Below are 25,184 nucleotides of genomic sequence, written 5' to 3'. Positions count from 1 at the left end.
TCACGACACCGTCGGCAGCCGGTGACGTGACGTCGACGTGAGGGGCGGCGGGACCGGGGGCACCCCCGGTCCCGCCGGCGACCCCCCGTCGGTGGCGTCGGACGGACCCGTCGCCCCCGTGTCACGGGCCGCCCGCCCGACGACACGACGTCCGGGAGCTGCTGCAGGCGGCATACGACCGACACCCGTCAAATGGCTCGCGCCGCAGCCGCCACCGCGGCGACAATCGTCCGGTGGACATCGAGGTCGCGGTCACGGGTGGCGTCGTCCGTGGCGCGACCGACGGGGATCTCGCCGTCTTCCGGGGGATCCCGTACGCGGCGCCCCCGGTGCCCTTCGCCGCGCCCGAACCGGTGCGGCCCTGGCACGGCACCCGACCGGCCCTGGCGTTCGGCCCGCCCCCGCCGCAGTCGGCGGCGTTCGGCATGGACGCCCTGACCGACGAGGGCGACGAGTGGCTGACCGTCAACGTCTGGTCGACCGACCTCGGCGGTCGGTCACCCGTCATGGTCTGGATCCAGGGAGGGGCCTACCTCTTCGGCACGTCCGGGCTGCCGGAGTACGACGGCAGCACCCTGGCGCACGACGGGGTCGTCGTCGTGACCTTCAACTACCGGGTCGGCCTGGACGGCTTCGGCTGGGTCCCGGGCACACCGGCGAACCGTGGCCTGCTCGACCAGGTCGCTGCCCTCCAGTGGGTCCGCGACAACATCGGCGCCTTCGGCGGCGACCCGGGGCGTGTCACGGTCTTCGGCCAGTCCGCGGGCGGAGGCTCGGTGGCGGCGCTGCTCGCCATGCCGCGCGCCGTCGGGCTCTTCCACCGGGCCATCGCGCAGAGCGTGCCCGGCACGTTCTTCACCCCTCGGCTGGCCGCCGACATCACCCGGGCGTGCGCGGCCGAGCTGGGTCTCGACCCCTCCGAGCTGCCGGCCGCCGACCCTCGCGCGTTGCCGGCCGCCGCTGACGCCGTCGCGGCGACGATGGAGGTCCACGCGGACCGCTGGGGGCGCGCGGCCCACGCGAACGTCCCGCTCGCGCCGGTCGTCGACGGCGACGTGCTCCCGACGACACCGTGGCTGGGCCTGTCGGGCCGGGTCGAGCTGCTGGTCGGTCACACGCGCCACGAGCAGCGGCTGCTCACGGCGCTCGCCGGCCTGCTGGGCGAGGTCACCGCCGACCAGGCCGGCGAGGCCGCCGAGATCTTCGGCCCGGACCCGCACCTCTACCGCGAGAGCTTCCGTGACCCGGAGGAGCTCTACGACGTCGTGCGCTCGGACTGGCTCTTCCGTATGCCGTCCCTCCACCTCGCCGAGGCACAGCTGGCCGCGGGCGGCCGGGCCCACCTCTACGAGCTGACGTGGCCGGCACCGGGCATGGGTGGTGTCCTCGGGGCCTGTCACGGCCTGGACGTGCCCCTCGTCTTCGGCAACCTCACCGTGGGCCAGCCCGCCCTGCTCATCGGTCACCCCTCGGTGGAGGCCGAGTCGGTGTCGGCGCAGATGAGGAGCGCGTGGACGGCGTTCACGACGACCGGCGACCCCGGCTGGCCCGCGTACGACACGGGTGCGACGCGCCTCTTCGACGTGGAGCCGGAGGTCACGGGCTACCCCGAGCAGGTCTCGCGCCGGATCTGGCGCGAGCCCCCGAGTGTGCTCGACCTCGTCGAGCCGTCCTGACCGGTGACGCTCAGCTCGTGGCCGGCGCCACGGGGGAGACGGGGGAGACGGTCGGCAGGCCGAAGCCGTCGACGAAGACGTTGACCGTGACGCTCCCCGCCTTCTCGAAGCGGAAGGTCACGGGCAGGAGCCGACCGGCCCGCACGTCGAGCTGGAGGTCGACCATCTCGAGGTGGAGGCCGCCGGGGTACTGCAGCGACACCACGCCGCTCGCCGGGACGTCGACACCGACCGGAGCCTCGGGTCCGTCGGTGCCCTGACGCATGATGACCTGCGTGGCGTAGGCGGTGCTCACGGCCACGAGCCGGTCCGCTGTCGCCCCGTCGTTGGCGAGTGTCGTGAAGAGGCCCGTGTTCGACCCGCTGAGCAGCTTGCGGTCCTCGGGAGCGTCGATGCGGGTCGCGAGGAGCCGGAGGTCACCGACCTCGGCGTTGACGCTCGTGCCGCGCGCGGGGTTGGTGATGCGCGCCTGCACGGGGTCCGGCTGCGAGGTGCAGGCAGCGAGCGGAACGACGCTGACCGACAGGAGGGCGGCGACGACGATCGGGCTGGTCCTCATGGCCGTCAACGCTAGGAGGCGCGCGCGGCGCCCGACTCCCCCGTCGAGGGTGATCGGGCGGCGCAACGCCGGCCGGGAGCGGACGCCGGCGGCAGGTCGGACCCGGGTCTCAGCACTGCGCGTACGGCGTCGTCGTCGGACTCGGTGTCGCGGGCGTGCGCGGCGTCCGGGTCGTGCCCGTGCCGTCGGTGGAGCCGGGCGGTGTCGACGTCGACGTCGACGTCGGCGTCGGTGTCGGTGACGGGATCGGTGTCCTGGCCGGCTTCGGCGCGGCGATCCCCTTCCTGACGAGCGTCCGGATCCTCGCGTAGTCGGGGTTCCACGGCTTGATGCCGTCACCGAGGGTCAGCGTCACGCTGTTGACCTTGGCCTTCTGCGCCCGCTCGACGAGGTCGACGAAGGCGGGCAGGCTCTGGGCCGGGATGTCGGTGTAGATGTTGTCGCGGGCGATGCGGGCCAGCTCGGGATACTGCCCCACCATCTCGGCCGGGTCGACCTGCTCGACGATCGCCTGGACGACGCATCGCTGCCGAGCCTGCCGGAACGTGTCGTTGTCGGCGGCGCGCGAGCGGGCGTACCAGAGCGAGTGCCAGCCGTCGAGGTGCTGGCGGCCCGGCTCGAAGTACGCCGTGACGTCGACGATGCGCTGGTCCGCCGTCACGTGGCCGCCGATCGGCAGGGGACCTCCGGTGCCGGCGTTCTTGACGTTGATGTCGAGCCCGCCCATGGCGTCGATGAGCAGGGAGAAGCCCTTGAGGTCGATGACGACGACGTGGTCGATGGTCAGCCCGACGATCTGCTCGACGGCGCCGCGGATCTCCTCCCGGCCCGGCACGACGCCCTTGGGGTACGCGCCCGGGTGGTCGACGGCATACGCCTCCGCCTCGTAGTAGAGGTTGGTGAGCATGCACTGGCCGGTCACGCCGGGCTCGTTCTGGGCGCACGACCGCTCGGGGTCGCCGAAGCGACCGGACGGGTAGCGCGCGAGGAGCGGGCTGTCGGCGGCGAGCGGCGCCTTGAGCAGGTTGCGCGGCATCGAGACGAGGGTCGTGCGCCCCGACCGCGTGTCGATGCTCGCGAGGATCATCGAGTCGGTGCGGCTGCCGATCCGGTCGGAGCCCGCGTCGGAGCCGAGCAGCAGGAGGTTGACCCGGGCCTGCTGGGCCCACGGGTCGTCTCCCTCGACGACCGAGGCACCGACGCCGGGTCGCGCGGGTGGCGCCGAGAAGACGACCTCGACGGTGTCCTGGGTGATGAGGGCGTAGTCCGCCGCGGTCCACGCCCCGCCACCCACCACCAGCACCATGAGCGTCGTGAACCCGGCGAGCAGGCGGGTGCGGCCCCGGTCGAGGGCGCGCGGCCGGGCTCGGACGGCGGTGAGGACGATCGACGCGCACCAGACGAGCCCCCACACCACGATGACGACGACGGCCATGCGAAGCAGGTCCGGCCGCGACACGACCGTGAGCGCGGCGCTCGTGACGCCCTGGGTCAGCACCGCGTAGGCCCCGCAGGCGGCAGCGGCCAGGGTGACGCCGAGGATGCACCAGCCGACCCAGCGGCTGCGGGTCTGGGTCAGGCCGGCACCCGGCAGGACGGTGCCGAGGGCGGTGAGACCGAGCGCGCGGCGGAAGCCCGAGTCCAGCTCGCGTCGCACCTGGTTGCGGCGCGGCTCGTCGGATCGGGCCGTGGCCGGGGCTGGGTCTGGGGCCGGCCCGGACTGCGGTCGCGACTCGTCCGCGATGGCGCCGTCCGGCTGCATCGTGCTCCTCCCGGCCTGGTCCCGTGCGCAGGTCACCGAGCGCCATCATGCCGTCCCGGGGCGCCGAGCAGAAGCACCGCGGCGGACGGACCGATCGTGGGGAGTGGCCGGCGATCGGTGAGCGGGTCAGGACCGGCCGAGGAGCCCCGTCTCGACGACCTCGAGAGCCAGCACGTGCAGCTTGACGTTGCGCGCCATGCTGGCCTGCCGCAGCTCGTCGAACGCCTGCTCCCGGGTCACCCGGCGGAGCGCCATGAGGATGCCGATGGCGGCGCCGATGTCGCGGCTGTGGGCGAGGGCGGCCTCGAGCTGGAGGGCTCGCGACTCTGCGGCGTCGAGGCGCTCGAGGGCCTCAAGGAGGTAGGTCTCGACGGGGGTCAGCTGCTCGTCGGCGTCGCCGGACGCTCCGAAGACCGTGTCGACCCCGTCTCTGGGCGAGGTGCCCGCCACGACGTGTGGCTCCATGCGAAAACTCCTACTGGTACCCCGCCGGCAGCCTTTGCTCGACCGCGATTGGCGCTCGTCAAGCCTAGGGGAACGGTGCGACACGTGGTGCCGAGCGGGGGGGGGTGCACGTCGTCCGGGTCGACCGAGGGGACGCGGGACGTCGGCCGACGACTGAGGCGCGCGGCGACGGGTACTCGTCAGGTGGCGGCATCGTCGCTCTTCAACCAGCCAGGGGCGGCGGTGACGTCGCCGCCGGGCGCAGGCGCCGGACAGGAAGCGAGACGGCACCCGCTCGGGGGATCGGGTGCCGCCTCACCCACACCATCGCGGCCCGCTTGCTTCCGTTACAGCCGGCGGCCTCGCGTATGCCGTCACGGGCCCTCGTGACGCTCCGCGGGGTCAGCGCCGTGCTGGGCCCCGTAGACGGCGGCCTGGGTCCGGCGCTCGAAGCCGAGCTTGGCGAGCAGGCCGGACACGTAGTTCTTGACGGTCTTCTCGGCGAGGTGCAGGCGCTCACCGATCTGGCGGTTGGTCAGCCCCTCGGCGATGAGGGTGAGGATCTCCTGCTCGCGGTCGGTCAGGGACTGCGAGTGCGAGCCCGGGCGACCCGGGCCGGTCCGCCCCGGCACGCGGGATCCCGCGCCGTGCTCCGGGTGGGTGCCCTGGGGCCGGCGGATCCGTTCGAGCAGGCGCTCGACGAGGGCCGGGTCGATGAGGGAGTGTCCGGCGGCGACGTGCGCGACGGCCTCCGTGAGGGACGTCCCGCGGATCTGCTTGAGCAGGTAGCCCGATGCGCCGGCCATGACCGCGGCGAAGAGGGCGTCGTCGTCGTCGAAGGAGGTGAGGATGAGACAGCGCGTCGTGGGGCTGCTCACCTGGATGTCACGGCAGACGTCGATGCCGCTGCCGTCGGGGAGCCGCGCGTCGAGCAGCGCCACCTGCGGGGCGAGCGTCGGGATGCGCCGCAGGGCCTCGGCGGCCGTGCCCGCCTCCCCGACGACCCGGAACCCGTCGTGCGACTCGAGCAGGTCGATGAGGCCGCGTCGGACGATCTCGTGGTCATCGAGCAGGAACACCGTGATCGGCGTCGTCATGGGGTCAGCAACGCGGTCCATCTCAGCACCGTCTCCTTCCCGTCGGTCGTGAGCGTGCAGTCCCCTCCGTGGTCGCGGGCCCGTCTCGTGAGGTTGGCAAGGCCCCGGTGCCGGCGCTCGGGCGGGTGCGCGGACCTGTCAGTTACGCCCAGGTCGCCCAGGGCGTCCGGGTCGTCGGGACCGCTCCAGCTCGTCGTGCCGCCGGGGTGCGCACCCCGCACGGCGGGCCCGTCGTCAGCCACCTCGACCGTGACGGCGTCGGCCGTGACGACGACGCGGACGGCGACGGCCGAGCACCGCGCGTGCTTGGCGACGTTCGCCAGGGCCTCGCGGAGCACTGCCGTGACCTCGTGGAGCAGGTCGGGATCGATGACCGTCGCGACCGGCCCCTCGAGCCGGAGGGTCGGCTCGAGGCCGAGACCCGCCGTGGCGGTGGCGACCACCTCGAGGAGGACGGCGCGGGCGTCGAGTGACGAGGGAGGCTCCTGCAGCTCGAAGATCGAGGCCCGGATCTGCCGGATCGTCTCGTCGAGGTCCTCGACGGCGCGGCGCAGCGTCGTGCGGACCGCGGTCTCGGCTGCTCGTTCGGTGACGGCCTCGAGCGACAGGGCGGTCGCGAAGATGCGCTGGATGACGAGGTCGTGGAGGTCGCGGGCGATCCGGTGGCGGTCCTCGAGCACGGCGACGCGCTCCTCGTCGGCTCGGCCGTCAGCGAGCTCGAGCGCGAGGGCGGCGTGGGTCGCGAGCTGCTCGGCCATCTCGACGTCGGTGGCGGTGAAGGGACGGCTCCCACGGCGTCGTGCGACGACGACGGCGCCACGCACCCCGGCCTCGCCGACGAGGGGGCACGCCATGGCAGGTCCGCCCGAGCCGTCCTCGGCGACCCACGCGAGCGTCGGGTCGGCTGCCCCGGACGTCTCTGCGAGGACGGCCCGCCGCTCGCGCATCGCCGTCCCGGCGAGCGACGGGCCCGAGCGGTAGGCCGTCCCCACGAGCCGGTCGGCACCGTCCCCGCGCGCGACCTCGACGACGAGGGGGGCGGCCCGTGCGAGTGGTTCGTCGGCGGGCGCGGCGCCAGTCCGGTCGGGGAAGTCGAGCGTGACGACGTCGGCGTCGGCGAGGCGCAGGACCGCGTCGGCGATGCGGACGAGCACCTGTTCGCCGAGGCCCGGGCGAAGCAGGTCGCGGGTGATCTCGGCAGAGGCCCGCAGCCACTCCTGGCGGCGCCGCGACTCCTCGTAGAGCCGGGCGTTCTCGATGGCCACGCCGGCGCTCGCGGCGAGAGCGACGACGAGGTCCTCGTCGTCGGAGGTGAAGTCCGAGCCGTCGAGGCGCTCGGCGAGGTAGAGGTTGCCGAAGACCTCGCCGCGCGACCGCACGGGCACTCCGAGGAAGCCGTGCATCGGCGGGTGCCCCGCGGGGAATCCGACAGAGCGTCGGTCATCGGAGATGGCGTGCAGACGGATCGGCTGGGGCTCTTCGATGAGCGCACCCAGCACTCCGCGACCCGTGGGCAGGTGGCCGATCCGCTCGACCACCTCGGCAGCCATGCCTGAGTGGATGAACTGCTCCAGCCCGCCGTCGATCCCGATGACCCCCAGTGCGGCGTACCGGGCGCCCGCGACCTCGCGGGCGGCCTCGACGATGCGCCTCAGCACGGCCGGGAGCGCGAGCTCCGAGACGACCGAGCGGTTCGCGGCGAGCAGCCCACGGAGGCGGTCCTCCGCGGAGCCCGCCGAGACGCGCGACCCCGGGGCGCCCGTGACGCGGGACGACGGGACGCGCTCGGCCATCAGCGTGCCGTCGGCGAGGGTCGCGGGGGCGTCATCACCCAAGGCTAGGCCCGCGCGGCTGCGCCGGTGGCTCGTTGCGTCAGGTCCCGTGGGGCCGTCAGCGTGCACGACGTCGAGCCGCAGAGGGCACGCGCTGCGACCCGAAGGAGCGGCCCGTGATCTTCTCGACGCTGATGCCGATGAAGACGTTGCGCACGCCGCCGGCCCACGGCTCTGCGCCGTCGACGGTCCACAGGTGGGTGAGCAGCGCGGGTGACGCGACGGCCTGGGCGCGACCCCGGGCGATGACGCTCCACCCCGTGTGTGCGACGTCGTCCAGGTCGTCCACCTCGAAGACGACCTGGGTCGGACGCACGAGCTCCGAGAGGACGCCGAAGGGCGAGGTGCGGAAGACGATGAGGTCGGCCGCGCAGGCGTAGCTGACGGGGAAGATCTGGGGACCGTGGCCGGCGTTCCACCCGATGCGTCCGACCTCGCGCGACTCGAGCAGGGTCTGGCACTCGGCCGTCGTCAGGTCGGCATAGTTGATCCGCCGGCTCGAGCGCTGCCCGTGGCTGCCCGTGGCGCCGTCGCCGGCCTGCTGCCCTTGGCTCGTCATCTCAGGACCTCTGCGTCGGCCCGGCCGAGGCCAGGCGCTGGGGGTGGCGGGCGCGGGCGGAGTCGTGTCCGACGGGGCGTCCGAGCTCGACGGCGCTGACCGGCCTCGGCTCGGGCGTCACGGCTGACAGCATCGCCCGGCACCGGTCGAGCTCGGCACGGACGCGGGCCAGCTCGGTGCGCACCTCGAGGAAGTGCACGAGGTGGTCGCCGACGCTGCGCGCCCACGCGTCGACGGCACGCCAGTCGGCGCACCACGTCATCGGGATCGTCGCCCGGCCGTCCTCCGGTCCGGCGTCGGAACCGCCGTCCGTCGGCTCGGTGGGCCGGACGCGGACCGAGGGCCGCCCGCTCCAGTGGCTCACGTGCAGGTGGTCGACGGCGACGACGAGGTCGAAGCCCTCCCTCGACGTGATGGCGACGCACGGGCGGCAGGTGACGCGGTGCCCGGCGTGGGAGAGCTCGTCCGCGATCGACGCCGCGATGGCCTCGTCGATGCCGGCGGTCGTCGCGGCGTACGCGGAGGAAGCGGGGCCGGCCGAGGTGACGGGTGTCCCGGTGGGGACGACGCGGGTGTCGTGCGACTCGGTCGCGGCATCCGGTGGGGGCGGTGGGGTGGAGTACGTGATGAGAACGGTGCACATGGTGCTCTCCCTGATCGGCGGCGCCGGGCGCGGCGCTGTCTCGATGGTGCGCGGGGCGGGGCGCACCATGACACGGCCGAAGGTCGCGGGCTGGCGGGACCAAGGTCCCGGATCGGACAGGACCGATGGATCTGTCGCGTGGCCGGGCCGCGGCGGAGGCTGAGCACAGAGGTGAGCACCATGGACGAGACGGCACGGCCCGGGCAAGGCCCGACGCGCTCCGACGCGACGCGGCAGACGGGCAGGATCGTGGTGGGCGTGGACGGCTCGAAGCAGAGCCGGACCGCGCTGCGGTGGGCCTGTGCCGATGCGCGCGCCAAGGGCTCCGTGGTCGTCGCGGCCGCGGTGTGGCACCTCTATCCGCTGGGGCCGCCCGAGCGTGTCGGTACGTCCCCGTGGTGGTTCACGGCCGACCCCGAGGAGGCCACCCGGGCCTTCCTGGGGGAGGTCGTGGACGAGGTGGCGGATGACTTCCCGGACGTCGTCATCGAGCAGCAGGTGCTCTCGGGACATGCTGCCGAGCAGCTGATCAGCCTGTCCGCGGTGGCCGACCTCGTCGTCCTCGGGGCAACCGGGAGCGGCGGGTTCGCCGGCATGTCGCTCGGCTCGACGAGTCGGGCCGTCGTCGAGCACGCGCTCAGCACCGTGGTGCTGGCCCGCTGAGGCTCAGACCGGCGCGTCCCCGCCGACGTGCCACGTGCCGTCGGGCGCGCGCCGGGCGAGCCCCTGCGCCGCGAAGGCGTCGAGCCAGCCCTCCATCGGCCACCAGCCCCACCGCCGGGCGAAGCGGTTGGCGTTGGCGACCACGTCGTGCACGTGCTGGACGGGGGGCGAGGCCGTCGGGTGGTGCTGGTGGTGCGCCGCGGCCCCGCCGACCCAAAGCAGGCGCCCACCTGAGGCGCCGAGACGCTGGCCGAAGTCGGTGTCCTCGCCGCCGTAGCCGACGTAGGCCTCGTCGAAGCCTCCGACGGTCTCCCAGGAGCCCACGGTCAGTGCGAAGGAGAGCGACCAGAAGAGGCGCAGGTCGTCGGCGGGGCGGACCTCGTCGGCGCCCAGGACCGGCCGGGCGGGGTGCGGGGCGGCCAGGGCCGGGAGGTCGAGGTCGCGGTAGTCGCGTCCCGCCGGGGCCGGCGGCAGGTAGGCCACCTCGCCCGAGAGCACGAGGGGGCCGCCCGGGCCGCCCGGTCCGAGAGCCTGTCGGCCCGCGTCGTCGAGCACGGCGGCATACCGCTCGACGAGGCCCGGGGAGGGGATGCAGTCGACGTCGAGGAGCACGACCTGCTCGGCGCCGGCTCCGGCGGCGACGGCGACCCCGAGGTTGCGCGCCGCGGCCAGCGGCAGCCGACCCCCTCGTCGCGGCAGGCTCGCGACGTCCACGTCCCAGGGCCCGGCGTGCGACCGGGCGAGCGCCTCGACCGCCGGGTCGTCCATCGCGACGACCACGTGAGCGTCCGGCGGACGGGTTTGGCGGCGCAAGCCCCACAGCTGGCGTTCGAGGTGCGTGTGGCGCCCGTGCACGATCGTCACGACCGTCACCCGGTGCCTCCCCGCTGCCGAGGGTGCGGGCGGTCCAGATGGCGCGGGGATCACGAGGCGCTCCGTACGCCGGTGCCCGCGCCGCCCTGACGGTCGGCGAGCTCGTCGAGCCCGGCTGCGGCGCAGATCGCCCCCTGCCCCGTCGACCACCGTCGCCAGCCCTCGCCGCCGCGGTCCAGGGCTCGCTCGAGCAGTCCCGGCCAGGCCGGTGCCGGTGGCCACGCGGCGACGCCGACGGCGGCACCGAGCCGGTCGACGGCGGCCGCCGTCGCGACCTGCTCGTCGAAGGGGCGCGGCTGGGCCACGACGACGGCGGGACGGCGGGCGGCGGCGACCTCGGCGACGGCGTTCTGCCCCCCGTGCGTGACGACGACGTCGGCCGACTCGAGGTCGGCCCACAGGTCGGGTGAGGGTGAGCCCGGTCCTCGCTCGATCCACTCCCAGCCCGGCGTCGCGGCCCGGGCGGCGGCCACGTCGTCGTCGGACGTGGACCGCCCGCCCCCGCCCCAGAGGACGAGGACGCGTCGCGGCGCGGGCTCCCCCGGGTCCGGGCCGGCGGTGCCAGGCGTGTCGGCGAGCGCCTCGATGCCGCCGGCGGACGATCCGAGCGACGTGCGTCGACGGGCCGGGACCCGGCCGTCGAAACGCGAGATGCCGCCGACCGCCCACAGCTTGTCGCGCCACGCCTCGGGCCAGTCGGCCGCGTGGGCCGCCTCGGGCCACGGGGCGAGGAGGGCGTCGGCGAGGTCGTACGCGAGGCAGTGGGCTCGGTCGGTCCGCTCTCCGGGCATGGCGAGCACGACGACGGGCACGCCGCACAGCCGGACCAGCGTCGCGACCTCCACGGACACGTCGACGACGACGAGCGAGGGCCGCGCCCGGGTGATCCACGCGGTCAGCGCAGCGGCGCGTCGGGCCAGCCCGGCGTCGTGCCGGGGCACCCAGTGCAGCACGCCGCCCGCGGACGGGTCGGCGTGAGCGACCTCGGTCGCCGGCATCCGGTCGTCACGGTCGAGGTGCAGCCACTCCGACGACCAGCCGTCGGGTGCCGGCAGGGAGCTGATCCCCGTGACGGGCGACTCGAGGTGCTCGGCGACGGCCTGGAGGCGGGTCAGGTGGCCCAGCCCCTGGTGGTGGACGTACCAGCCGATCATGCGGCACCGGACATCGCGGTGAGGGACTCGTAGATCTCGAGGTAGCTCTCGACCATGCGGTCCACCGAACAGGCGGCGACGGCGTGCGCCCGACAGGCCCCGCGGTCGAGCTCGACCGCTGCGGCCACGGCCGCGCCGGCGGCAGCGTCGTCGCAGTCGCGGGGGAGCAGCACGCCGACTCCGGGGACGACGAACTCGCGCAGGCCGCCGCGGTCCAGGGCCACGACCGGCGTGCCGCAGGCGAGGGACTCCGCGGCGACGAGGCCGTACGGCTCGTCCCACTCCGGCGTCACGAGCATGGCCGCGCTCGCCCCGACGAGGCCGACGAGGCCGTCGGTGCCGAGGTGGCCGACGTACTCGACGTCGTCCCCGAGCTCGCCCGCGACGTGGCGGGTGAAGTAGGCCGCGTCACCCACCGGTCCGGCGATGCGCAGCCGGCGGCCCGCGGCCCGAGCCATGGCGATGGCGCGGTGCGGGGCCTTCTCCGGGACGAGACGTCCGACCCACACGAGGTCGCCGCCGCCGGGTCCCTCCACCCACCGCTCGACGTCGACGCCGTTGTGCACGACGTGCGCCGGGGTGACGTGCGCCCACGACCTCGCGGTGTGCTCGCTCACGGCGACGAAGTGGCTGTGCTGCAAAGGATTCCGTGACCGGGAGCTGATCTCGATGGCCGGCTCGAGCCACGGGGTCGGTGGGGTGTGCAGCGTCGTGAGGACGGGTGCCGGCAGCGAGTCGGCCATCGCGACGGGAAGGTGGTGGAGGCTGTTGTTGTGCACGACCGCGACGTCGGGGCGCCGCTGGAGCGCCAGCATGACCTGCAGGTACGCGTGGTGCTCGCGCAGCCAGGCCTCGGGCACCATCGACACGTCGGCCCTGGCCGTGTCGCTGAGGCGCAGGGGCTCGACGTCGAGTGCGGTCGCGCCCAGCTGCGGGTCGCTACCGGGTCCGGCGAAGAACGACACGTCGACACCGCGGCGGCGCAGGCCACGCACGAGGTGCCACGTCAGCGACTCCAGGCCACCGGCGAACGGCTCGGCGATCGGGTGCCTCGCGGCCGCGAGGATCACGATGCGCACGCGACACCCCGCTCGGCAGCGGCGGCCAGCACGGCGGCATACACCTGCTCGTGGGCGCGGGACACCTCATGGCGCTCGCGCCGTCGGTCCTCCGGATCGGCCCGCCACGAGGGTCGCTCGCGGTACGCGCGGAGCAGCGCGTCGCGCAGCGGCGGGGCGCCGCCGTCCGACAGCGAGCCAGGCGCGCCGTAGAGCAGGCACGGGCGCTGGTCGGCGTAGTGGCCGCAGTCGGGTGCGACGACTGTGGTCCCGAGGTCGTGGCACGCCTCGAGCCAGCCGGAGTGCGTGCCGAAGCGGTAGGGCAGCACCGAGACGTCGAGGGACTGGAGGTAGTCCCACAGCTCGTCGTCGCCGAAGTAGTCGTGCACGTGCAGGTCGACGCGGTCGCCGGCAGCGAGCTCGCGGAGCCGGGGCTCGAGGTCGGTCGCGTGCCGGGGCCCGCCGGGGGTCATGACGTCGGTGTGGGCGTCGACGCGCAGCCGGGCGCCGGGCATCTCGGGCAGGGTGGCGACGATCTCCTCGATGACGGGCAGCGGGTCCATGCCAGCGCGCAGGCTCTTGGCATGGACGCCGAAGACGTAGCCGCGGTGTGGGATCCGGGGCCGCGAGAGGCGCGGCTCCTCGACGACGTGCGGGTGGGGCACGACGAGGGCCTCGCGGCCCCAGCGCTCGGCGATCTCCGCCGCCGCGCCGGGGGTCAGGGTCAGCACGGCGTCAGCGGCCTCGACGAGGACCCCGAGCTGCGCGTCGTGCAGCTCGCGCTCGTGGTGGTGCGGGTTGCGCAGGTCGTGCACGGTCAGCACGAGGGGGCGGCCGTGCCGCCGCAGGCTCGAGGCGACCCGTGAGAGGTCGTCCGGCGACACGGCGTCGAAGCCGAAGTGCACGTGCATGACGTCGAACTCGTCGGCGTGCGCGTCGACCCAGCCGGGCTCGAGCATCCGCGGGGGCCACCACTGGGCGTCGGGCACGTCGGCTCGGGGTCGGGGGTCGGCCAGCCTCGTCACCGTCGTGTCGCCGTCGGGAGGGGCGAGGTGGCGGACGTAGACGTGGCCTGCGGGGACGGACGCGATGACGGGGCTCAACCGGTTACCTCTCGGTGCACGCCGCCCGACGCACCGATGGAGGGGGCGCCGGCGCGGACTCGGGGGGCCGCTGGGCTGGAGCCTCCAGTGAGCCCATACCCGGGTCGGGCCACCACCACACCGATCCGACGGAACGCGCGCGGTGTGCGAGGTATGCGAGGTATGTGCCGGTTGTCGGGACCCGGGGCGTTTGCCGTCAGGCCGGCTCGGCGGCCCCGGCGGCCCCGGCGCGCCCGGCGCGCTCGCGCCGGCGCTCGAGGTAGCGCATGACGGGGGTGGCGAGCGTGCCGTGCACCATGACCGACAGCAGGATGGTGAAGGCGACCGTCGACCACAGCCAGCGCTCGTCGGCGAAGGCGTGCTCGCCCGCCGCGAAGGCGAGGTAGTAGAGCGACCCGATGCCGCGCACCCCGAAGAACGCGGTCGCCAGGGTCTCGCGACGGCCCAGGCCCCCCGGGAGGTCGGCGGGGCGAGCGCGCACTCGCAGGCTCGCCCACCCGGACAGCGGACGCACGACGAAGACGAGCGCGAGGGCGATGACGACCCCGCGCCAGTCGAGCTCACCGAGCACGCCCTTGGTCATCGCCATGCCCAGCATGAGCAGGATGATGAGGGTCAGCAGGCGCTCGAGGCGCTGGACGACCTCGTGCATGGAGCGGTGGTAGCGGTGGTTGCGCTCGGCCGCACGCAGCGTCATGCCGCACGCGAAGACCGAGAGGAAGCCGTAGCCACCCACGAGCTGGCTGAGGCCGTAGGTCATGACGAGGGCCGCGAGGGCGAGGAGGGGCTCGCCCTGCTCGGCGAGCCGCAGCGAGCGGCGCGGTGACCGGAACGCGACCTTGGCCAGACCCCACCCGACGGCGACGCCGACGAGGACGCCGACGACGACCTTGCCGACGAGGTCCCAGGCCAGCCAGTGCAGGCCCCACGTCGAGAAGCTGCCGGCGGACGCGAGCAGGACGGCGGCCGTGACGAAGGGGAAGGCGAGCCCGTCGTTGAGGCCTGCCTCGGAGGTGAGTGCGAAGCGCACGTCGTCCTGCTCGTCGACGGGCTCCCCGAGGGCCTCGCCGTCGCCGTCGTCGCCGCCGCCGTCGTCGTCGTCACCGGACTCGCCCGGGCCCGAGCCGTCGACGCGCGGGCCCTCCACCTGGACGTCGCTGGCCAGCACCGGGTCGGTCGGTGCGAGCGCGGCCCCGAGCAGCAGGGCCGCTGCGGGCGCGACGCCGAGGCCCCACCCGAGCAGCGCCACCGACGCGATCGTCAGGGGCATTGCGACAGCGAGCAGGCGCCAGGTGGGGGACCACGAGGCCCAGGCCGAGCGGCTGCGCCAGTCGAAGGAGCGGTCGATGGCGAGCCCGACGCCCATGAGCGCGACGAGGATCGTGAACTCGGTGACCCGTTCGACCTGCGGTCGGATCACGACGGGGTCGAGACGCATGCCCTCGGGCAGCGGCAGCAGGCCGATGACCATGCCGAGGAGGAGGAGGACCATCGCGGCGGACACGGCATACCGGTCGAGGACGGCCGGGAGCACGGCCGCGAGGAACATCGCCAGACCGGCGATGAGGTAGATCAGGTTGATCGACATGACGACATGCGGGGTTGCTCCTCGGGGTGGGCCTCATGAGGACCTACCCGCGAGGGTGCTGCGACGATCGGTGGGTCCGGAGAAACGGGAGCACGTCGGGCGCAGAGCACCGGTGGGAGAGCGCGATCGTCCACCTGCCTCCTTGCCCATGCGGCCTGCCGGCTCCTTGTTTGGCCGGCAGACCTGCGCAGCAGACGCCCCGGGACGCATGGCACGCTGTGTCCATTGCACCCCTGTCCGTGCACTCGTGCAACCAGGGCGGGCCGGCTCGTGGACCCCTCGCCACACAGCGCGTCGAGGTCTACGGTCGACGAAGAAGGATGGTGAGCCGTGGGCGTGGACGAGCTGGCACCCGGTGACGACGCGCTCCGCGACGTCGCGGAGACGTTCGCGAAGCTCGGGGCCGACCTCGGGTCGATGGGACCGGACGACACCCTCGACGCGCTGGCGCGAGCCGCTGTCGAGCGAGTCCCGGGAGCCCGGTGGGCGAGCGTCACGAGCTACGAGCATGACCGCTTCAGCACCGTCACGGCGACCGACGAGATCGCACGGCGGGCCGACGCCATCCAGTACGCCGTCGGGTCGGGACCGTGCATCGACGCCATCGTCGACGACACCCTCTACCGGCCCCGGGACCTCCGGCACGACGAACGGTGGCCCGAGTTCGGCCGGCGCGTCTCGGAGGAGGTCGGCATGCGCAGCATGCTGTCCTACCGCATGGGACACGAGATCGGCGACCGCGTCGACGGTCTCAACATCTACTCCGACGAGGTCGGCGCCTTCGACGAGCGGTCCGAGCTCGTCGGGCTGATGCTGGCGACGCACGGCGCGCTGGCCGTGGCGCTGACGGCGAACCAGGAGCGGGTCGACAACCTCCAGAAGGCGCTGCTGTCGAACCGCGAGATCGGGGTGGCCATGGGAGTCCTCATGGCGCGTCACCGCATCACGCGAGAGCAGGCGTTCGGCCTGCTCCGCATGGCGAGCCAGAACTCCAACCGCAAGCTGCACGACGTGGCGCTCCAGGTGGCCGACACCGGTGTGCTGCCGCCGATCGCCGGTGACCGTCCGCGGCGGGGGCTCACCGACGACTGAGGAGGCCGGGCTGGCCGGGCTCGCCTCTCACGAGGCGGTGCTCATCTCCTCGGACACGTTCGCCGGCGGCTCGTCCGAGTCGGGATCGTGCTCGGCGAGCTGCTCGTGCAGTCGTACCGTGATGCGTCGCAGGATCCGTGAGACCTGCATCTGGCTCACACCACGCGCCTCGCCGATCTCGCGCTGGGTCATGCCCTCGACGTAGCGCATGAGCAGCAGCTCGCGCTCGTCGTCGTCGAGCTCGGTCAACGCCTCGGCGAGGCACACCCGGTCGTCCGCTCCGGCGAGCGCTCCGTCGTCGGTGGCGAGGAAGTCGGCGAGGCCGGGGCGCTCGTCGTCGGAGGGGCTGCAGTCGAGCGACAGCGGGCGGAAGCCGGTGGCAGCGGCGGCCACCTCGCGCACCTCCTCGACCGTCGCCCCCACCGCCTCGGCCAGCTCCGCGTCGGTGGGAGTGGCGCCGAGCTCCTGCTCCAGGCGACTCCGGACGGACTGCAGGTCGGCGCGCAGCTCCTGGAGGCGGCGCGGGGGCCGCACGACCCAGCCACGGTCACGGAACCATCGCTTGAGCTCGCCGGAGATGGTGGGCACGGCATAGGCCGCGAACGACGGGGCGTGCCCGGGCTCGTAGCGTCGGACGGCCTTGACGAGGGCCAGGCGGGCGACCTGAACGAGGTCGTCGTGCTCGACGCCTCGACCGTCGTAGCGTCCGGCCATGGAGGCGCAGAGGTCGAGGTAGAGGTGCACGATCTGCTCGACGACGTGCTCCGACTCCTCGGCCGTGCGAGTGGCGGCGAGACGGCGGAAGAGCTCGGACGTCTCGGCGTCCCGCTCGGCGAAGGACAGTCGGGGATGCTGAGGGTGCTGCGACATGACTCATCTCCGGGGGTGCGGTGACGGAGTCGGCGCTGTGATTGGACCGCTCAGACGACTCGACAGTGCCACGCGGCGCCCCCTTCGCGCAACGGTTCCGTGCCGGTGACGTCCGGTCCGGGCCCGCTGTGGTCCGCGCGACACGCCGCCTCGGGACGTCCGGGACCGCGTCATCGAGCGGGGGGATGGGTAGGTGGAGGGCACACCTCCCCGACTGGAAGGACCGACCGTGTCCGAGATCGCCGACCGCGCCGAGAGCATGGTGCGCCACGACGACCAGGGTGGCTTTCCCGCCCAGCAGCAGGACCCACCCGGGCTGACGAGCGAGATGCGCCCGGTGCCCGACCACGGGGAGGAGACGTACGTCGGGCACGGACGGCTCGAGGGCAAGCGGGCCCTCATCACCGGCGGGGACTCAGGGATCGGACGAGCCATCGCGATCGCGTACGCCCGCGAGGGCGCCGACGTCGCCATCAGCTACCTGCCGGCCGAGCAGTCCGACGCCGAGGACACCCTCGGCTGGATCGAGAAGGCCGGCCGCACGGGCGTCCTCGTGCCCGGGGACCTCGTCGAGCGCCAGGCCTGCATGCGCGCCGTCGCCGACGCCGTGCGCGGGCTCGGCGGCCTCGACATCCTCGTCAACAACGCCGGCTACCACTGGGACCGTGGGCCGGAGGGGCTCGAGGGCCTCCAGCCGGAGCACGTGGATCGCGTCATGCGCACCAACCTCCACGCGGTGATCTGGCTCTGCCAGGCGGCGCTGCCGCACCTGCAGCCCGGGTCGTCGATCATCAACACGACCTCCATCCAGGCCTACGACCCGTCGCCCGCGCTGCTCGACTACGCAGCGACCAAGGCCGCGCTCAACAACCTCACCGTCAACCTCGCGGCTTCGTTGGGCCCCAAGGGGATTCGCGTCAACGCCGTGGCGCCCGGTCCGATCTGGACGCCCCTGCAACCGGCGACCCGTGACAGCCGGAAGATCGAGACGTTCGGTGCCGACACCCCGCTGGGACGGGCCGGCCAGCCGGGGGAGGTCGCTCCGGCATACGTCTTCCTGGCGTCCCCGACGGAGGCCAGCTACGTGTCGGGCACCGTGCTCGGGGTCACCGGCGGTGGCGCGGTCTTCTGAGCCCCGCGCGGGTGTCAGCCGTCGCGCTCCCAGGGAGCGTCCTCGCCCATCTTCGCGTAGTACTTCGCGAGGTGGCTGCAGACGCGGTCGCGGTCCTTCTCGGGCAGGTCGACCCCGCCGCGTGAGCCCTGCATGACGGCGGCGGCCGCCATCACGGCCCGCGGGACGGCCTTGAGACGTCCGTCCACGACGTCGGCGACGAGGAGCTTGTATGCCGTGAAGTTCTGCTTGCTCTCGGCGTCGTACCAGACGTGCGCGTCGCGGTACCTCGCGTTGGGCTCGTCCTCGGCGCCCGCCCACGCCCGCACCCGCTTCTCGGCGGCGTCGCCGTCCCACTCCCGGTCGCGGTCGGCGAGGGGAAGGTCCTGGAAGCTCGTCACGCTCATCGTGGCTCTCCTTGTCCGGGTCGAGGCATCGGCTGGTGGCAGGTCAGGGCTGCAGGACGACCTTGAGGCACTCGTCCTGCTTCTCCTGGAAGATGCGGTAGAGGTCGGGGGCGTCGGCCAGGCTCCCGTGGTGGGTGGCGAGGCCCTCGAGTCCGAGCACGTCGTCGTCGGTGCGCACGATGTCGAGCAGCTCGTCGCTCCAGCGACGGACGTGGCACTGGCCCATCCGGATCGTCAGGCCCTTGTCGAAGAGCTCCATCATCGGCATGGGGTCGGCCATGCCGCCGTAGACGCCGCTGATCGACAGCGTGCCCCCTCGCCGGACCGCCGCAACCGCGGTGTGCAGTGCGGCGAGGCGGTCGATGCCGAAGCGCTCGACGGCTTCTCGTGCGACAGGCTTGGGCATGCGGCTCGTCGCGGCAATGACCTTCTCGGACAGAGGGTTACCGTGTGCCTCCATGCCGACGGCGTCGATCACGGCGTCCGGGCCTCGACCGTCCGTCATCTCGATGAGGGTCTGCGCGACGTCGCTGCTGCTGGCGTCGACGACCTCGGCGCCCCGGGCGCGGGCCTTCTCGAGCCGATCCGGCACGAGGTCGACCCCGATGACCCGGCCGACGCCTCGGTAGAGCGCCGATCGCACGGCCAGCTGCCCGACCGGACCCAGCCCGAGGACGGCCAGGGTGTCGTTGCCGTTGACGTCGGCGTGCTCCACCGCCTGCCACGCAGTCGGCAGGATGTCGGAGAGGTAGAGGAATCGCTCGTCGGGCATCTCGTCGGGGATGACGATGGGGCCGAAGTCGGCGTGGGGCACGCGGACGTACTCGGCCTGGCCGCCGGGCACGGAGCCGTAGAGGCTCGTGTAGCCGAAGAGGCTCGCGCCCTTGCCCGCCTCGGTGTTCTGCGTGGTCTCGCACTGCGCGAAGAGACCCCGCTGGCACATCCAGCACCGGCCGCACGAGATGTTGAACGGCACGACGACACGGTCGCCGACCGCCAGGGTGGCCACATCCGGACCGACCTCCTCGACGATGCCCATGAACTCGTGACCGAGCACGTCTCCCGGCTGCAGGTACGGGGCGAGCACCCGGTAGAGGTGCAGGTCGGAGCCGCAGATGGCCGTCGACGTGACACGCACGACGGCGTCGGTGGTGTGAGCGATGACGGGGTCGGGTACGTCGGTCACACGGACGTCCTCGATGCCGTGCCAGGTCAGTGCCTTCATGACGCGGTCCTACCCATGCGCACCCGTGGGAAAACCCGGGGGTGGAACGGTGTCGGGGTCCAGAGACGAGGAGCGAGCATGTGCCCGAGCGAAGAGAGCATCTCCGACCGCCCCGTGGCCGTCGTTCTCGGCGCATCCCGCGGCCTCGGCTTCCTCGTGGCAGGGGAGCTGCTGAGGCGTGGGCACCGGGTCGTCGTCGCGGCCCGGGACCTCGCGGAGGTCGAGGCTGCGGTGCGGGAGTTGGAGCCCCTGGGGCCGGTCACCGCCGAGAGCTGCGACGTCCGTGACCGGCACGAGGTGGGTGAGCTCGTCGGTCGCGTCGAGCACTCCGTCGGCCCGATCGAGGTGCTCGTGACGGTGGCCGGGATCATCCAGGCGGCTCCCGCCGAGTCGCTGGTCCTGCACGAGTTCGAGGACGCCATCGACACGATGGCGTGGGGACCCATCCACGCGGCCCTGACGGTGCTGCCGCACATGCGTCGGCGCGGGCACGGCCGGATCGGGACGGTGACGTCGGTCGGCGGCATGGTCTCCCCACCGCACCTGCTGCCGTACGCGACCGCCAAGTTCGCCGCGGTCGGCTTCTCGGACGGCCTGGCCGCGGCCCTGAGCGGGAGCGGCGTGACGGCCACGACGATCGTCCCCGGCCTGATGCGGACCGGCGGCCACGTGCACGCGCGGTTCGGTGGAGATCCTGCCGCCGAGTACGCATGGTTCGCCCCCGCGGCCTCGCTTCCGCTGCTCTCGATCGATGCCGACCGTGCCGCCCGGCGCATCGTGGACGCGGTGCTGGCCGGTCGTCCGATGGTCGTCCTGACGCCGCTGGCGTGGGTGGGGATCCGGGTGCGAGGTCTGGCGCCGGCCACGACGACGCGCGTCATGGGACTCCTGGGCCGGCTCCTGCTGACCGCGCCGGCCCGCGGCGGGGCGCGCACCGTCGACGGCGCCGAGGCGCGGCGGCGGCTCGGCTCGCCCTTCGTCGAGCGGCTGACGACGCTCGGCGACCGAGCCGCCAGACGCAACAGGGGCGCAGTCCGCGGGCGTGTCGAGGAGGGGCCGGCGACGACGCGGACATGACGAGGGACCAGCTCATGAAGCGCGCTCGGGAGGTGGGCATCGACGGGCGGTCGGGCATGAACACGTCCCAGCTCATCTCAGCGCTGCGTCACCTCCGAGGGGCTGCGGGACCCCCTCAGAGGAAGGGGTCCTCCCCGTCGCGCACGACGAGCAGCCACCGGTAGCCGTACGGCTCGAGGTCGATGTCGACCCGCCCGGATGCCGTGACGTCGAGGTCGGGCCGGCCACCGAGCACGTCGACGAGCCGTGCATCCCTCGGTAGCCGCGGCACGGTGAGCGGCACGACGGCTCCGTCCTCGCCGAGGTTGTGCACGGCGAGCATGGCCCAGTCCTCGCAGCGGCTGACGTGGGCGAGGACGGACGGCACGGGGTGGTCGAGCACCTCGACCGTCGCCCATCCGCTCTCGGGCAGCTGTCGGTAGCGACGCGCCAGGCTGCGCACGAACCACCACAGCGAGCCGGGGTCCCGCCGCTGGTCGGCGACGTTGACGTGCTCCGGTGCCCAGACCCCCTCCGGCATGGGTCGGGTGAGGCGGCGCGGGGTGGCGGTCGAGAAGCCGCCGCTCGGTGCGGACGTCCACTGCATGGGGGTGCGCACCGCGAGCCGGCCCGGCACGTCCAGGTTCTCGCCCATGCCGATCTCCTCGCCGTAGAAGAGCACCGGGGTGCCGGGCAGGGAGAACATCAGGGAGTACGCGAGCCGCACCCTCCGCTCGTCACCGCTGACCATGGGCGGGAGGCGGCGTCGCAGACCCCGGTCGTAGAGCTGCATGTCGGGGTCGGGCCCGAAGGCGTCGAAGACCTCGCGCCGCTCCTTCGTGGTGAGCTTGTCGAGGGTCAGCTCGTCGTGGTTGCGTACGAAGCTGGCCCACTGGCTCGTGACGTCGAGCGATGGCCTCTCGCGCAGCGCGGCGGCGAGCGGGCCGGCGTCGCCGCGAGCCAGCGAGAGGTAGAAGCGCTGCATCCCGATGAAGTCGAACTGCATGTTGAGCCCGTCCCCGTCGTCACCGCCGAAGAACCGGCGCTGCTCCGGGTAGGGCAGGTTGACCTCGCCGAGGAGCACGGCGTCGCCCACCCGCCGGGTCACGAAGGACCGGACGTCACCGAGGTAGCGGTCGGGGTTGAAGGCATCGGCGTCGTCCACGCCGGGCACCCCGTCGCGGGCGAAGAGGAACGGCACGGCGTCGACCCGGAATCCGGACACGCCGAGCTCGAGCCAGAAGCCGAGCGTCCGTGAGATCTCCTCCTGGACAGCGGGGTTCGCGACGTTGAGGTCAGGCTGGTGCTTGTAGAAGTGGTGAAGGTAGTAGTCACCCGTCTTCTCGTCCCGCTCCCAGATGCTGTCCTCCTCGTCCGGGAAGACGACGTCCTTCGCGCTGGACCGCGGCTTGGTTCGGCTCCACACGTAGTAGTCGCGGTACGGGTCCTCGCGGCTGCGTCGCGCGGACCTGAACCAGGGGTGCTGGTCGGAGGTGTGGTTCATGACGAAGTCGACGATGACCCGGATGCCGTGGGCGCGTGCGGTGCGCACGAGCTCGACGAAGTCGCCGAGCGTGCCGAGACGTGGGTCGACGCCGAAGAAGTCGGTGATGTCGTAGCCGTCGTCCTTGCGGGCGGTCGGGTAGAAGGGCATGAGCCACAGGCACGTCACGCCGAGGTCGGCGAGGTACTCCACGCGGTCGGTCATGCCACGCAGGTCCCCGACGCCGTCCCCGTCGGAGTCCTGGAACGTCTCGACGTCGGCGCAGTAGAGGACGGCGTTCTTCCACCAGACGTCGCCCGTGTCGCTCATCCTCATCGGGCCACCTCGCGGGACGCCGTAGCCGAGTCGCTCTGCGGCACAAGGGTGCTCGGCGACAGCTGCGGCAGCACGGACGTGCCGAACGCCTCGATGAACGGCGCCTGGTGCTGGCCGACGAAGTGCACGTAGATCTCGTCCCATCCCATGTCGACGTAGTCCCGGAGCCACTGGGCGTGCCGGCCGAGGTCCGCCGAGACGAGCACGGCGTCCCGGACCTGCTCGGGTGTCACGGACTCGCCGATGAGGTCGAAGGCCTCGACGGTCTCGGTGTCCCAGGCGACGGGCGGCCCGAGCACGTTGCTGCGCCACTGGTCGTGGGCGACGTGGAGGGCCTCGTCCTCGGTGGGGGCCCAGCTCACGTGCACCTGCAGGCGAGCGGGACCTCGTCCGCCGGCGTCGCGGTAGGCCGCGAGGACCCGACGCAGGGTCTCGGGCGGCTGGTTGACGGTGATGAGACCGTCGGCCCATCCGGCATGGCTCGCAGCCGTCGCGGGCGTCACCGCCGGCCCGACGAGGTCGGGGACGGGGTCGGCGAGGGTCCAGAGCCGCGCCCGGTTCACCGACACGAGCCCGTCATAGCTGACCTCCTCACCGGAGAGCAGCCGCCGGATGACGTCGACGCACTCGAGCAGCCGGGCGTCCCGGACCTCCTTGCGCGGCCACACCTCACCGGTCACCCGCTCGTTCGAGGCCTCGCCCGACCCCAGGGCCGCCCAGAAGCGTCCGGGGAACATCTGTCCGAGCGTCGCGATGGCCTGCGCCGTGACGGCGGGGTGGTAGCGCTGTCCGGGGGCGGTCACGACACCGAAGGGCAGCGACGTCGTCGCCAGGGCCGCACCGAGCCAGCTCCACGCGTACCCCGACTCGCCCTGACGGCTGCTCCACGGTGAGATGTGGTCGGACGACATCGCCGCCGTGAAGCCGGCGTCCTGTGCGGCGCGGACGTCCCGGAGGAGCTGGGCGGGGTCGATCTGCTCGTGCGAGCAGTGGAAGCCGATGACGGTCATGCCTCCCCACGCAACCGCACGAGAGGGTGTGCCGTCAACGGCTGGCGGCCCGGCATCCTTGGGGTTGTTGGGATCCCGCTCGAACGGGTATGACCCGCAGATCCTGTCCGTCCCGTTCGTGCCCGTCGACCGTCCGGAGGTGCCCCGTGGCCCTGACCGCCCTCGCACTCAACTGCACGCTCAGCCCGTCCCCGGCCGCATCGAGCACCGAGCTGCTCGCGCAGCAGGTCCTCGACGCCCTCGCCGAGCACGACGTCACGGGCTCGATGGTCCGCGTCGTGGACCACGACGTGCGTCCCGGCGTCGAGCTCGACATGGGCGACGGCGACGCGTGGCCGGCCATCCGTGAGCAGGTCGTCGCGAGCGACATCCTCGTCCTGGCCACCCCGACCTGGATGGGGCAGCACAGCAGTGTGTGCCAGCGCGTGCTCGAGCGCCTCGACGCCGAGCTGTCCGAGAAGGACGACGAGGGGCGGCTGCTCACCTACGGCAAGGTCGCCGTCGTGGTCGTCGTGGGCAACGAGGACGGAGCCCACCACATCAGTGCGATCGCCTTCCAGTCGCTCAACGACGTCGGGTTCACCATCCCGGCCGGTGGCGTCACCTACTGGAACGGCGAAGCCATGCACGGCACCGACTACAAGGACCTCGAGTCGACGCCCGACACGGTCGCGAGCACGACGCGCACCCTCGCAGCGAACGCAGCCCACCTGGCCCGGCTGCTCGCCGCCGACGGCTACCCGTCATCCGACGAGACCTGACACCGGTCGGCGCGCCTCTCCGGCCTTCCCGCGACGGTCACGGGGCCGAGCGCCAGGACGCGACCGCGCCCGTCGTGGCCACCTCGTCCACGACGGCGGTGGACAGGAGCGTGTGCCCGCTCGCGTTCGGGTGGTCGCCGTCGTCGAGCAGGTCACCGGTCGGGTCCCGGGTGCCCGACGTGCCCTTGAGTGGGCTGTACGCGTCGACGTAGACGGTGCCCGTCGACGCGGCCACCTGCCGGACCGTGTCGTTGACGAGCCGGGTCAGCTCGTCGCTGCCGAGCACGAAGTCCTCGCCCAGAGCCCGGCCGACCGAGCCGTCGACCGTGACGTTCCAGTAGCCGAGGAGGGCGATGCGCAGGTCGGGACGGTGGTCGACGCGGCGGATCGCCGCGATGATCCGGGTCAGGCCGTCGCGCATCCCGGCGACGGTGGCCGACCAGCAGTCCGACCCGGCAGCCGGGAAGCAGCCCTGGTCGTCGACGCGGTCGAGGTCGAAGTCGTTGGCGCCCACCTCGACGAGGACGAGGTCGGCGTGCGCGAGGTGGTCTCGGGTCGGCGAGGAGCCGAGGTCGTCCTCGACGTCCGCCGTGGTCCAGCCGCCGTTCGCGTCGTTGTGCACCACCCAGCTGCGGTCGGTCAGGGCGCCGAGCCGCTGCCCGACCTGCTCGACGTAGCCCGTGCAGCCACACGTCTCGGCCGACGGCACCGAGTCCCCGAGCCCCACGAGCGTCAGTGGTCCGGACGGCGTCGTGCTGGAGGCCGCCGGGGCGCCACCGGGAGACGGGCTCACCGTCGTGACAGGCGTTCTCGGCGCCGCGC

Annotated in this window: 24 protein-coding genes; 6 read left to right on the top strand and 18 right to left on the bottom strand. The window is 73.2% G+C overall.

Annotated features, from left to right (window positions below; all coding sequences use genetic code 11):
• The first annotated feature begins 233 nt into the window (after positions 1–233).
• On the top strand, positions 234–1,676 hold the full coding sequence (locus ACSSS0_RS06025; RefSeq protein ID WP_487230402.1) for a carboxylesterase/lipase family protein: 1,443 nt from the start codon (positions 234–236) through the stop codon (positions 1,674–1,676).
• Positions 1,677–1,686: 10 nt separating this feature from the next.
• Here ACSSS0_RS06025 and ACSSS0_RS06020 read toward each other — a convergent pair whose 3' ends face one another.
• The 7 genes from ACSSS0_RS06020 to ACSSS0_RS05990 form a co-directional block, all read right to left on the bottom strand.
• On the bottom strand, positions 1,687–2,235 hold the full coding sequence (locus tag ACSSS0_RS06020; RefSeq protein WP_487230401.1) for a copper chaperone PCu(A)C: 549 nt from the start codon (positions 2,233–2,235) through the stop codon (positions 1,687–1,689).
• A gap of 109 nt (positions 2,236–2,344) precedes the next feature.
• Positions 2,345–3,997, bottom strand: coding sequence for an LCP family protein (locus tag ACSSS0_RS06015; protein ID WP_487230400.1), 1,653 nt, complete (start codon positions 3,995–3,997; stop codon positions 2,345–2,347).
• 126 nt (positions 3,998–4,123) lie between these two features.
• On the bottom strand, positions 4,124–4,462 hold the full coding sequence (locus tag ACSSS0_RS06010; RefSeq protein ID WP_487230399.1) for an ANTAR domain-containing protein: 339 nt from the start codon (positions 4,460–4,462) through the stop codon (positions 4,124–4,126).
• 353 nt (positions 4,463–4,815) lie between these two features.
• On the bottom strand, positions 4,816–5,559 hold the full coding sequence (locus ACSSS0_RS06005; RefSeq protein WP_487230398.1) for a response regulator: 744 nt from the start codon (positions 5,557–5,559) through the stop codon (positions 4,816–4,818).
• A complete protein-coding gene (locus tag ACSSS0_RS06000; protein WP_487230397.1) occupies positions 5,535–7,373 on the bottom strand; it encodes a sensor histidine kinase in 1,839 nt (612 codons plus the stop codon). Before ACSSS0_RS06000 ends, ACSSS0_RS06005 begins: the two co-directional genes overlap by 25 nt.
• 55 nt (positions 7,374–7,428) lie before the next feature.
• Positions 7,429–7,929, bottom strand: coding sequence for a pyridoxamine 5'-phosphate oxidase family protein (locus ACSSS0_RS05995; protein WP_487230396.1), 501 nt, complete (start codon positions 7,927–7,929; stop codon positions 7,429–7,431).
• 1 nt (position 7,930) lies between these two features.
• Complete coding sequence (locus ACSSS0_RS05990) at positions 7,931–8,572, bottom strand: hypothetical protein (RefSeq protein ID WP_487230395.1); 642 nt, start codon at positions 8,570–8,572, stop codon at positions 7,931–7,933.
• A gap of 180 nt (positions 8,573–8,752) precedes the next feature.
• Between ACSSS0_RS05990 and ACSSS0_RS05985 the strand changes: the two genes are divergently transcribed.
• Positions 8,753–9,235, top strand: a complete 483-nt coding sequence (locus tag ACSSS0_RS05985; protein ID WP_487230394.1) for a universal stress protein — start codon at positions 8,753–8,755, stop codon at positions 9,233–9,235.
• Between the two features lie 3 nt (positions 9,236–9,238).
• Here ACSSS0_RS05985 and ACSSS0_RS05980 read toward each other — a convergent pair whose 3' ends face one another.
• The 5 genes from ACSSS0_RS05980 to ACSSS0_RS05960 all read right to left on the bottom strand — a co-directional run bounded on the left by ACSSS0_RS05980 (position 9,239) and on the right by ACSSS0_RS05960 (position 15,011).
• Positions 9,239–10,099 (bottom strand): glycosyltransferase family 2 protein, encoded by an 861-nt coding sequence (locus tag ACSSS0_RS05980; protein ID WP_487231193.1) that lies wholly within the window; start codon positions 10,097–10,099, stop codon positions 9,239–9,241.
• A gap of 59 nt (positions 10,100–10,158) precedes the next feature.
• The gene (locus ACSSS0_RS05975; RefSeq protein ID WP_487230393.1) at positions 10,159–11,262 is read right to left on the bottom strand and encodes a glycosyltransferase; all 1,104 of its coding nucleotides are present in this window, start codon (positions 11,260–11,262) and stop codon (positions 10,159–10,161) included.
• Positions 11,259–12,341 (bottom strand): glycosyltransferase, encoded by a 1,083-nt coding sequence (locus ACSSS0_RS05970; RefSeq protein WP_487230392.1) that lies wholly within the window; start codon positions 12,339–12,341, stop codon positions 11,259–11,261. Before ACSSS0_RS05970 ends, ACSSS0_RS05975 begins: the two co-directional genes overlap by 4 nt.
• Positions 12,329–13,423, bottom strand: coding sequence for a glycosyltransferase family protein (locus ACSSS0_RS05965; protein WP_487230391.1), 1,095 nt, complete (start codon positions 13,421–13,423; stop codon positions 12,329–12,331). The genes ACSSS0_RS05970 and ACSSS0_RS05965 overlap by 13 nt, the downstream gene beginning before the upstream one ends.
• 196 nt (positions 13,424–13,619) lie before the next feature.
• A complete protein-coding gene (locus tag ACSSS0_RS05960; RefSeq protein WP_487230390.1) occupies positions 13,620–15,011 on the bottom strand; it encodes a cation:proton antiporter domain-containing protein in 1,392 nt (463 codons plus the stop codon).
• A 330-nt stretch (positions 15,012–15,341) separates the two neighbouring features.
• On the opposite strand from ACSSS0_RS05960, the gene ACSSS0_RS05955 reads away from it, so the two are divergent.
• Positions 15,342–16,103 carry an ANTAR domain-containing protein gene (locus tag ACSSS0_RS05955; RefSeq protein ID WP_487230389.1) on the top strand — a complete coding sequence of 254 codons (762 nt, stop codon included), beginning with the start codon at positions 15,342–15,344 and terminating at the stop codon, positions 16,101–16,103.
• A gap of 27 nt (positions 16,104–16,130) precedes the next feature.
• Here the strand turns inward: ACSSS0_RS05955 and ACSSS0_RS05950 are convergent, their stop codons facing one another.
• Positions 16,131–16,973 (bottom strand): sigma-70 family RNA polymerase sigma factor, encoded by an 843-nt coding sequence (locus tag ACSSS0_RS05950; RefSeq protein WP_435984881.1) that lies wholly within the window; start codon positions 16,971–16,973, stop codon positions 16,131–16,133.
• Between the two features lie 259 nt (positions 16,974–17,232).
• Between ACSSS0_RS05950 and ACSSS0_RS05945 the strand changes: the two genes are divergently transcribed.
• The gene (locus ACSSS0_RS05945) at positions 17,233–18,105 is read left to right on the top strand and encodes an SDR family oxidoreductase (RefSeq protein ID WP_487231192.1); all 873 of its coding nucleotides are present in this window, start codon (positions 17,233–17,235) and stop codon (positions 18,103–18,105) included.
• Positions 18,106–18,119: 14 nt separating this feature from the next.
• Here ACSSS0_RS05945 and ACSSS0_RS05940 read toward each other — a convergent pair whose 3' ends face one another.
• Positions 18,120–18,491: a hypothetical protein gene (locus ACSSS0_RS05940; RefSeq protein WP_487230388.1), complete on the bottom strand. Its 372-nt coding sequence runs from the start codon at positions 18,489–18,491 to the stop codon at positions 18,120–18,122.
• A 43-nt stretch (positions 18,492–18,534) separates the two neighbouring features.
• Positions 18,535–19,716 carry a zinc-dependent alcohol dehydrogenase gene (locus ACSSS0_RS05935; protein WP_487230387.1) on the bottom strand — a complete coding sequence of 394 codons (1,182 nt, stop codon included), beginning with the start codon at positions 19,714–19,716 and terminating at the stop codon, positions 18,535–18,537.
• Between the two features lie 78 nt (positions 19,717–19,794).
• Between ACSSS0_RS05935 and ACSSS0_RS05930 the strand changes: the two genes are divergently transcribed.
• Complete coding sequence (locus ACSSS0_RS05930) at positions 19,795–20,793, top strand: SDR family NAD(P)-dependent oxidoreductase (RefSeq protein ID WP_487230386.1); 999 nt, start codon at positions 19,795–19,797, stop codon at positions 20,791–20,793.
• 115 nt (positions 20,794–20,908) lie between these two features.
• Here ACSSS0_RS05930 and ACSSS0_RS05925 read toward each other — a convergent pair whose 3' ends face one another.
• Both ACSSS0_RS05925 and ACSSS0_RS05920 read right to left on the bottom strand, forming a co-directional pair.
• Positions 20,909–22,591: an alpha-amylase family protein gene (locus ACSSS0_RS05925; RefSeq protein WP_487230385.1), complete on the bottom strand. Its 1,683-nt coding sequence runs from the start codon at positions 22,589–22,591 to the stop codon at positions 20,909–20,911.
• Positions 22,588–23,601, bottom strand: a complete 1,014-nt coding sequence (locus ACSSS0_RS05920; protein ID WP_487230384.1) for a TIGR03885 family FMN-dependent LLM class oxidoreductase — start codon at positions 23,599–23,601, stop codon at positions 22,588–22,590. The genes ACSSS0_RS05925 and ACSSS0_RS05920 overlap by 4 nt, the downstream gene beginning before the upstream one ends.
• A gap of 146 nt (positions 23,602–23,747) precedes the next feature.
• On the opposite strand from ACSSS0_RS05920, the gene ACSSS0_RS05915 reads away from it, so the two are divergent.
• The gene (locus ACSSS0_RS05915) at positions 23,748–24,362 is read left to right on the top strand and encodes a flavodoxin family protein (RefSeq protein WP_487230383.1); all 615 of its coding nucleotides are present in this window, start codon (positions 23,748–23,750) and stop codon (positions 24,360–24,362) included.
• Between the two features lie 37 nt (positions 24,363–24,399).
• On the opposite strand, the gene ACSSS0_RS05910 is transcribed toward ACSSS0_RS05915, so the two are convergent.
• Positions 24,400–25,155, bottom strand: a complete 756-nt coding sequence (locus ACSSS0_RS05910) for an SGNH/GDSL hydrolase family protein (protein ID WP_487230382.1) — start codon at positions 25,153–25,155, stop codon at positions 24,400–24,402.
• Positions 25,156–25,184 lie beyond the last annotated feature (29 nt).

The sequence above is a fragment of the Terrabacter sp. R4-6 genome (genome assembly GCF_057529065.1).
This window is presented reverse-complemented; position numbering and strand designations above follow the sequence as displayed.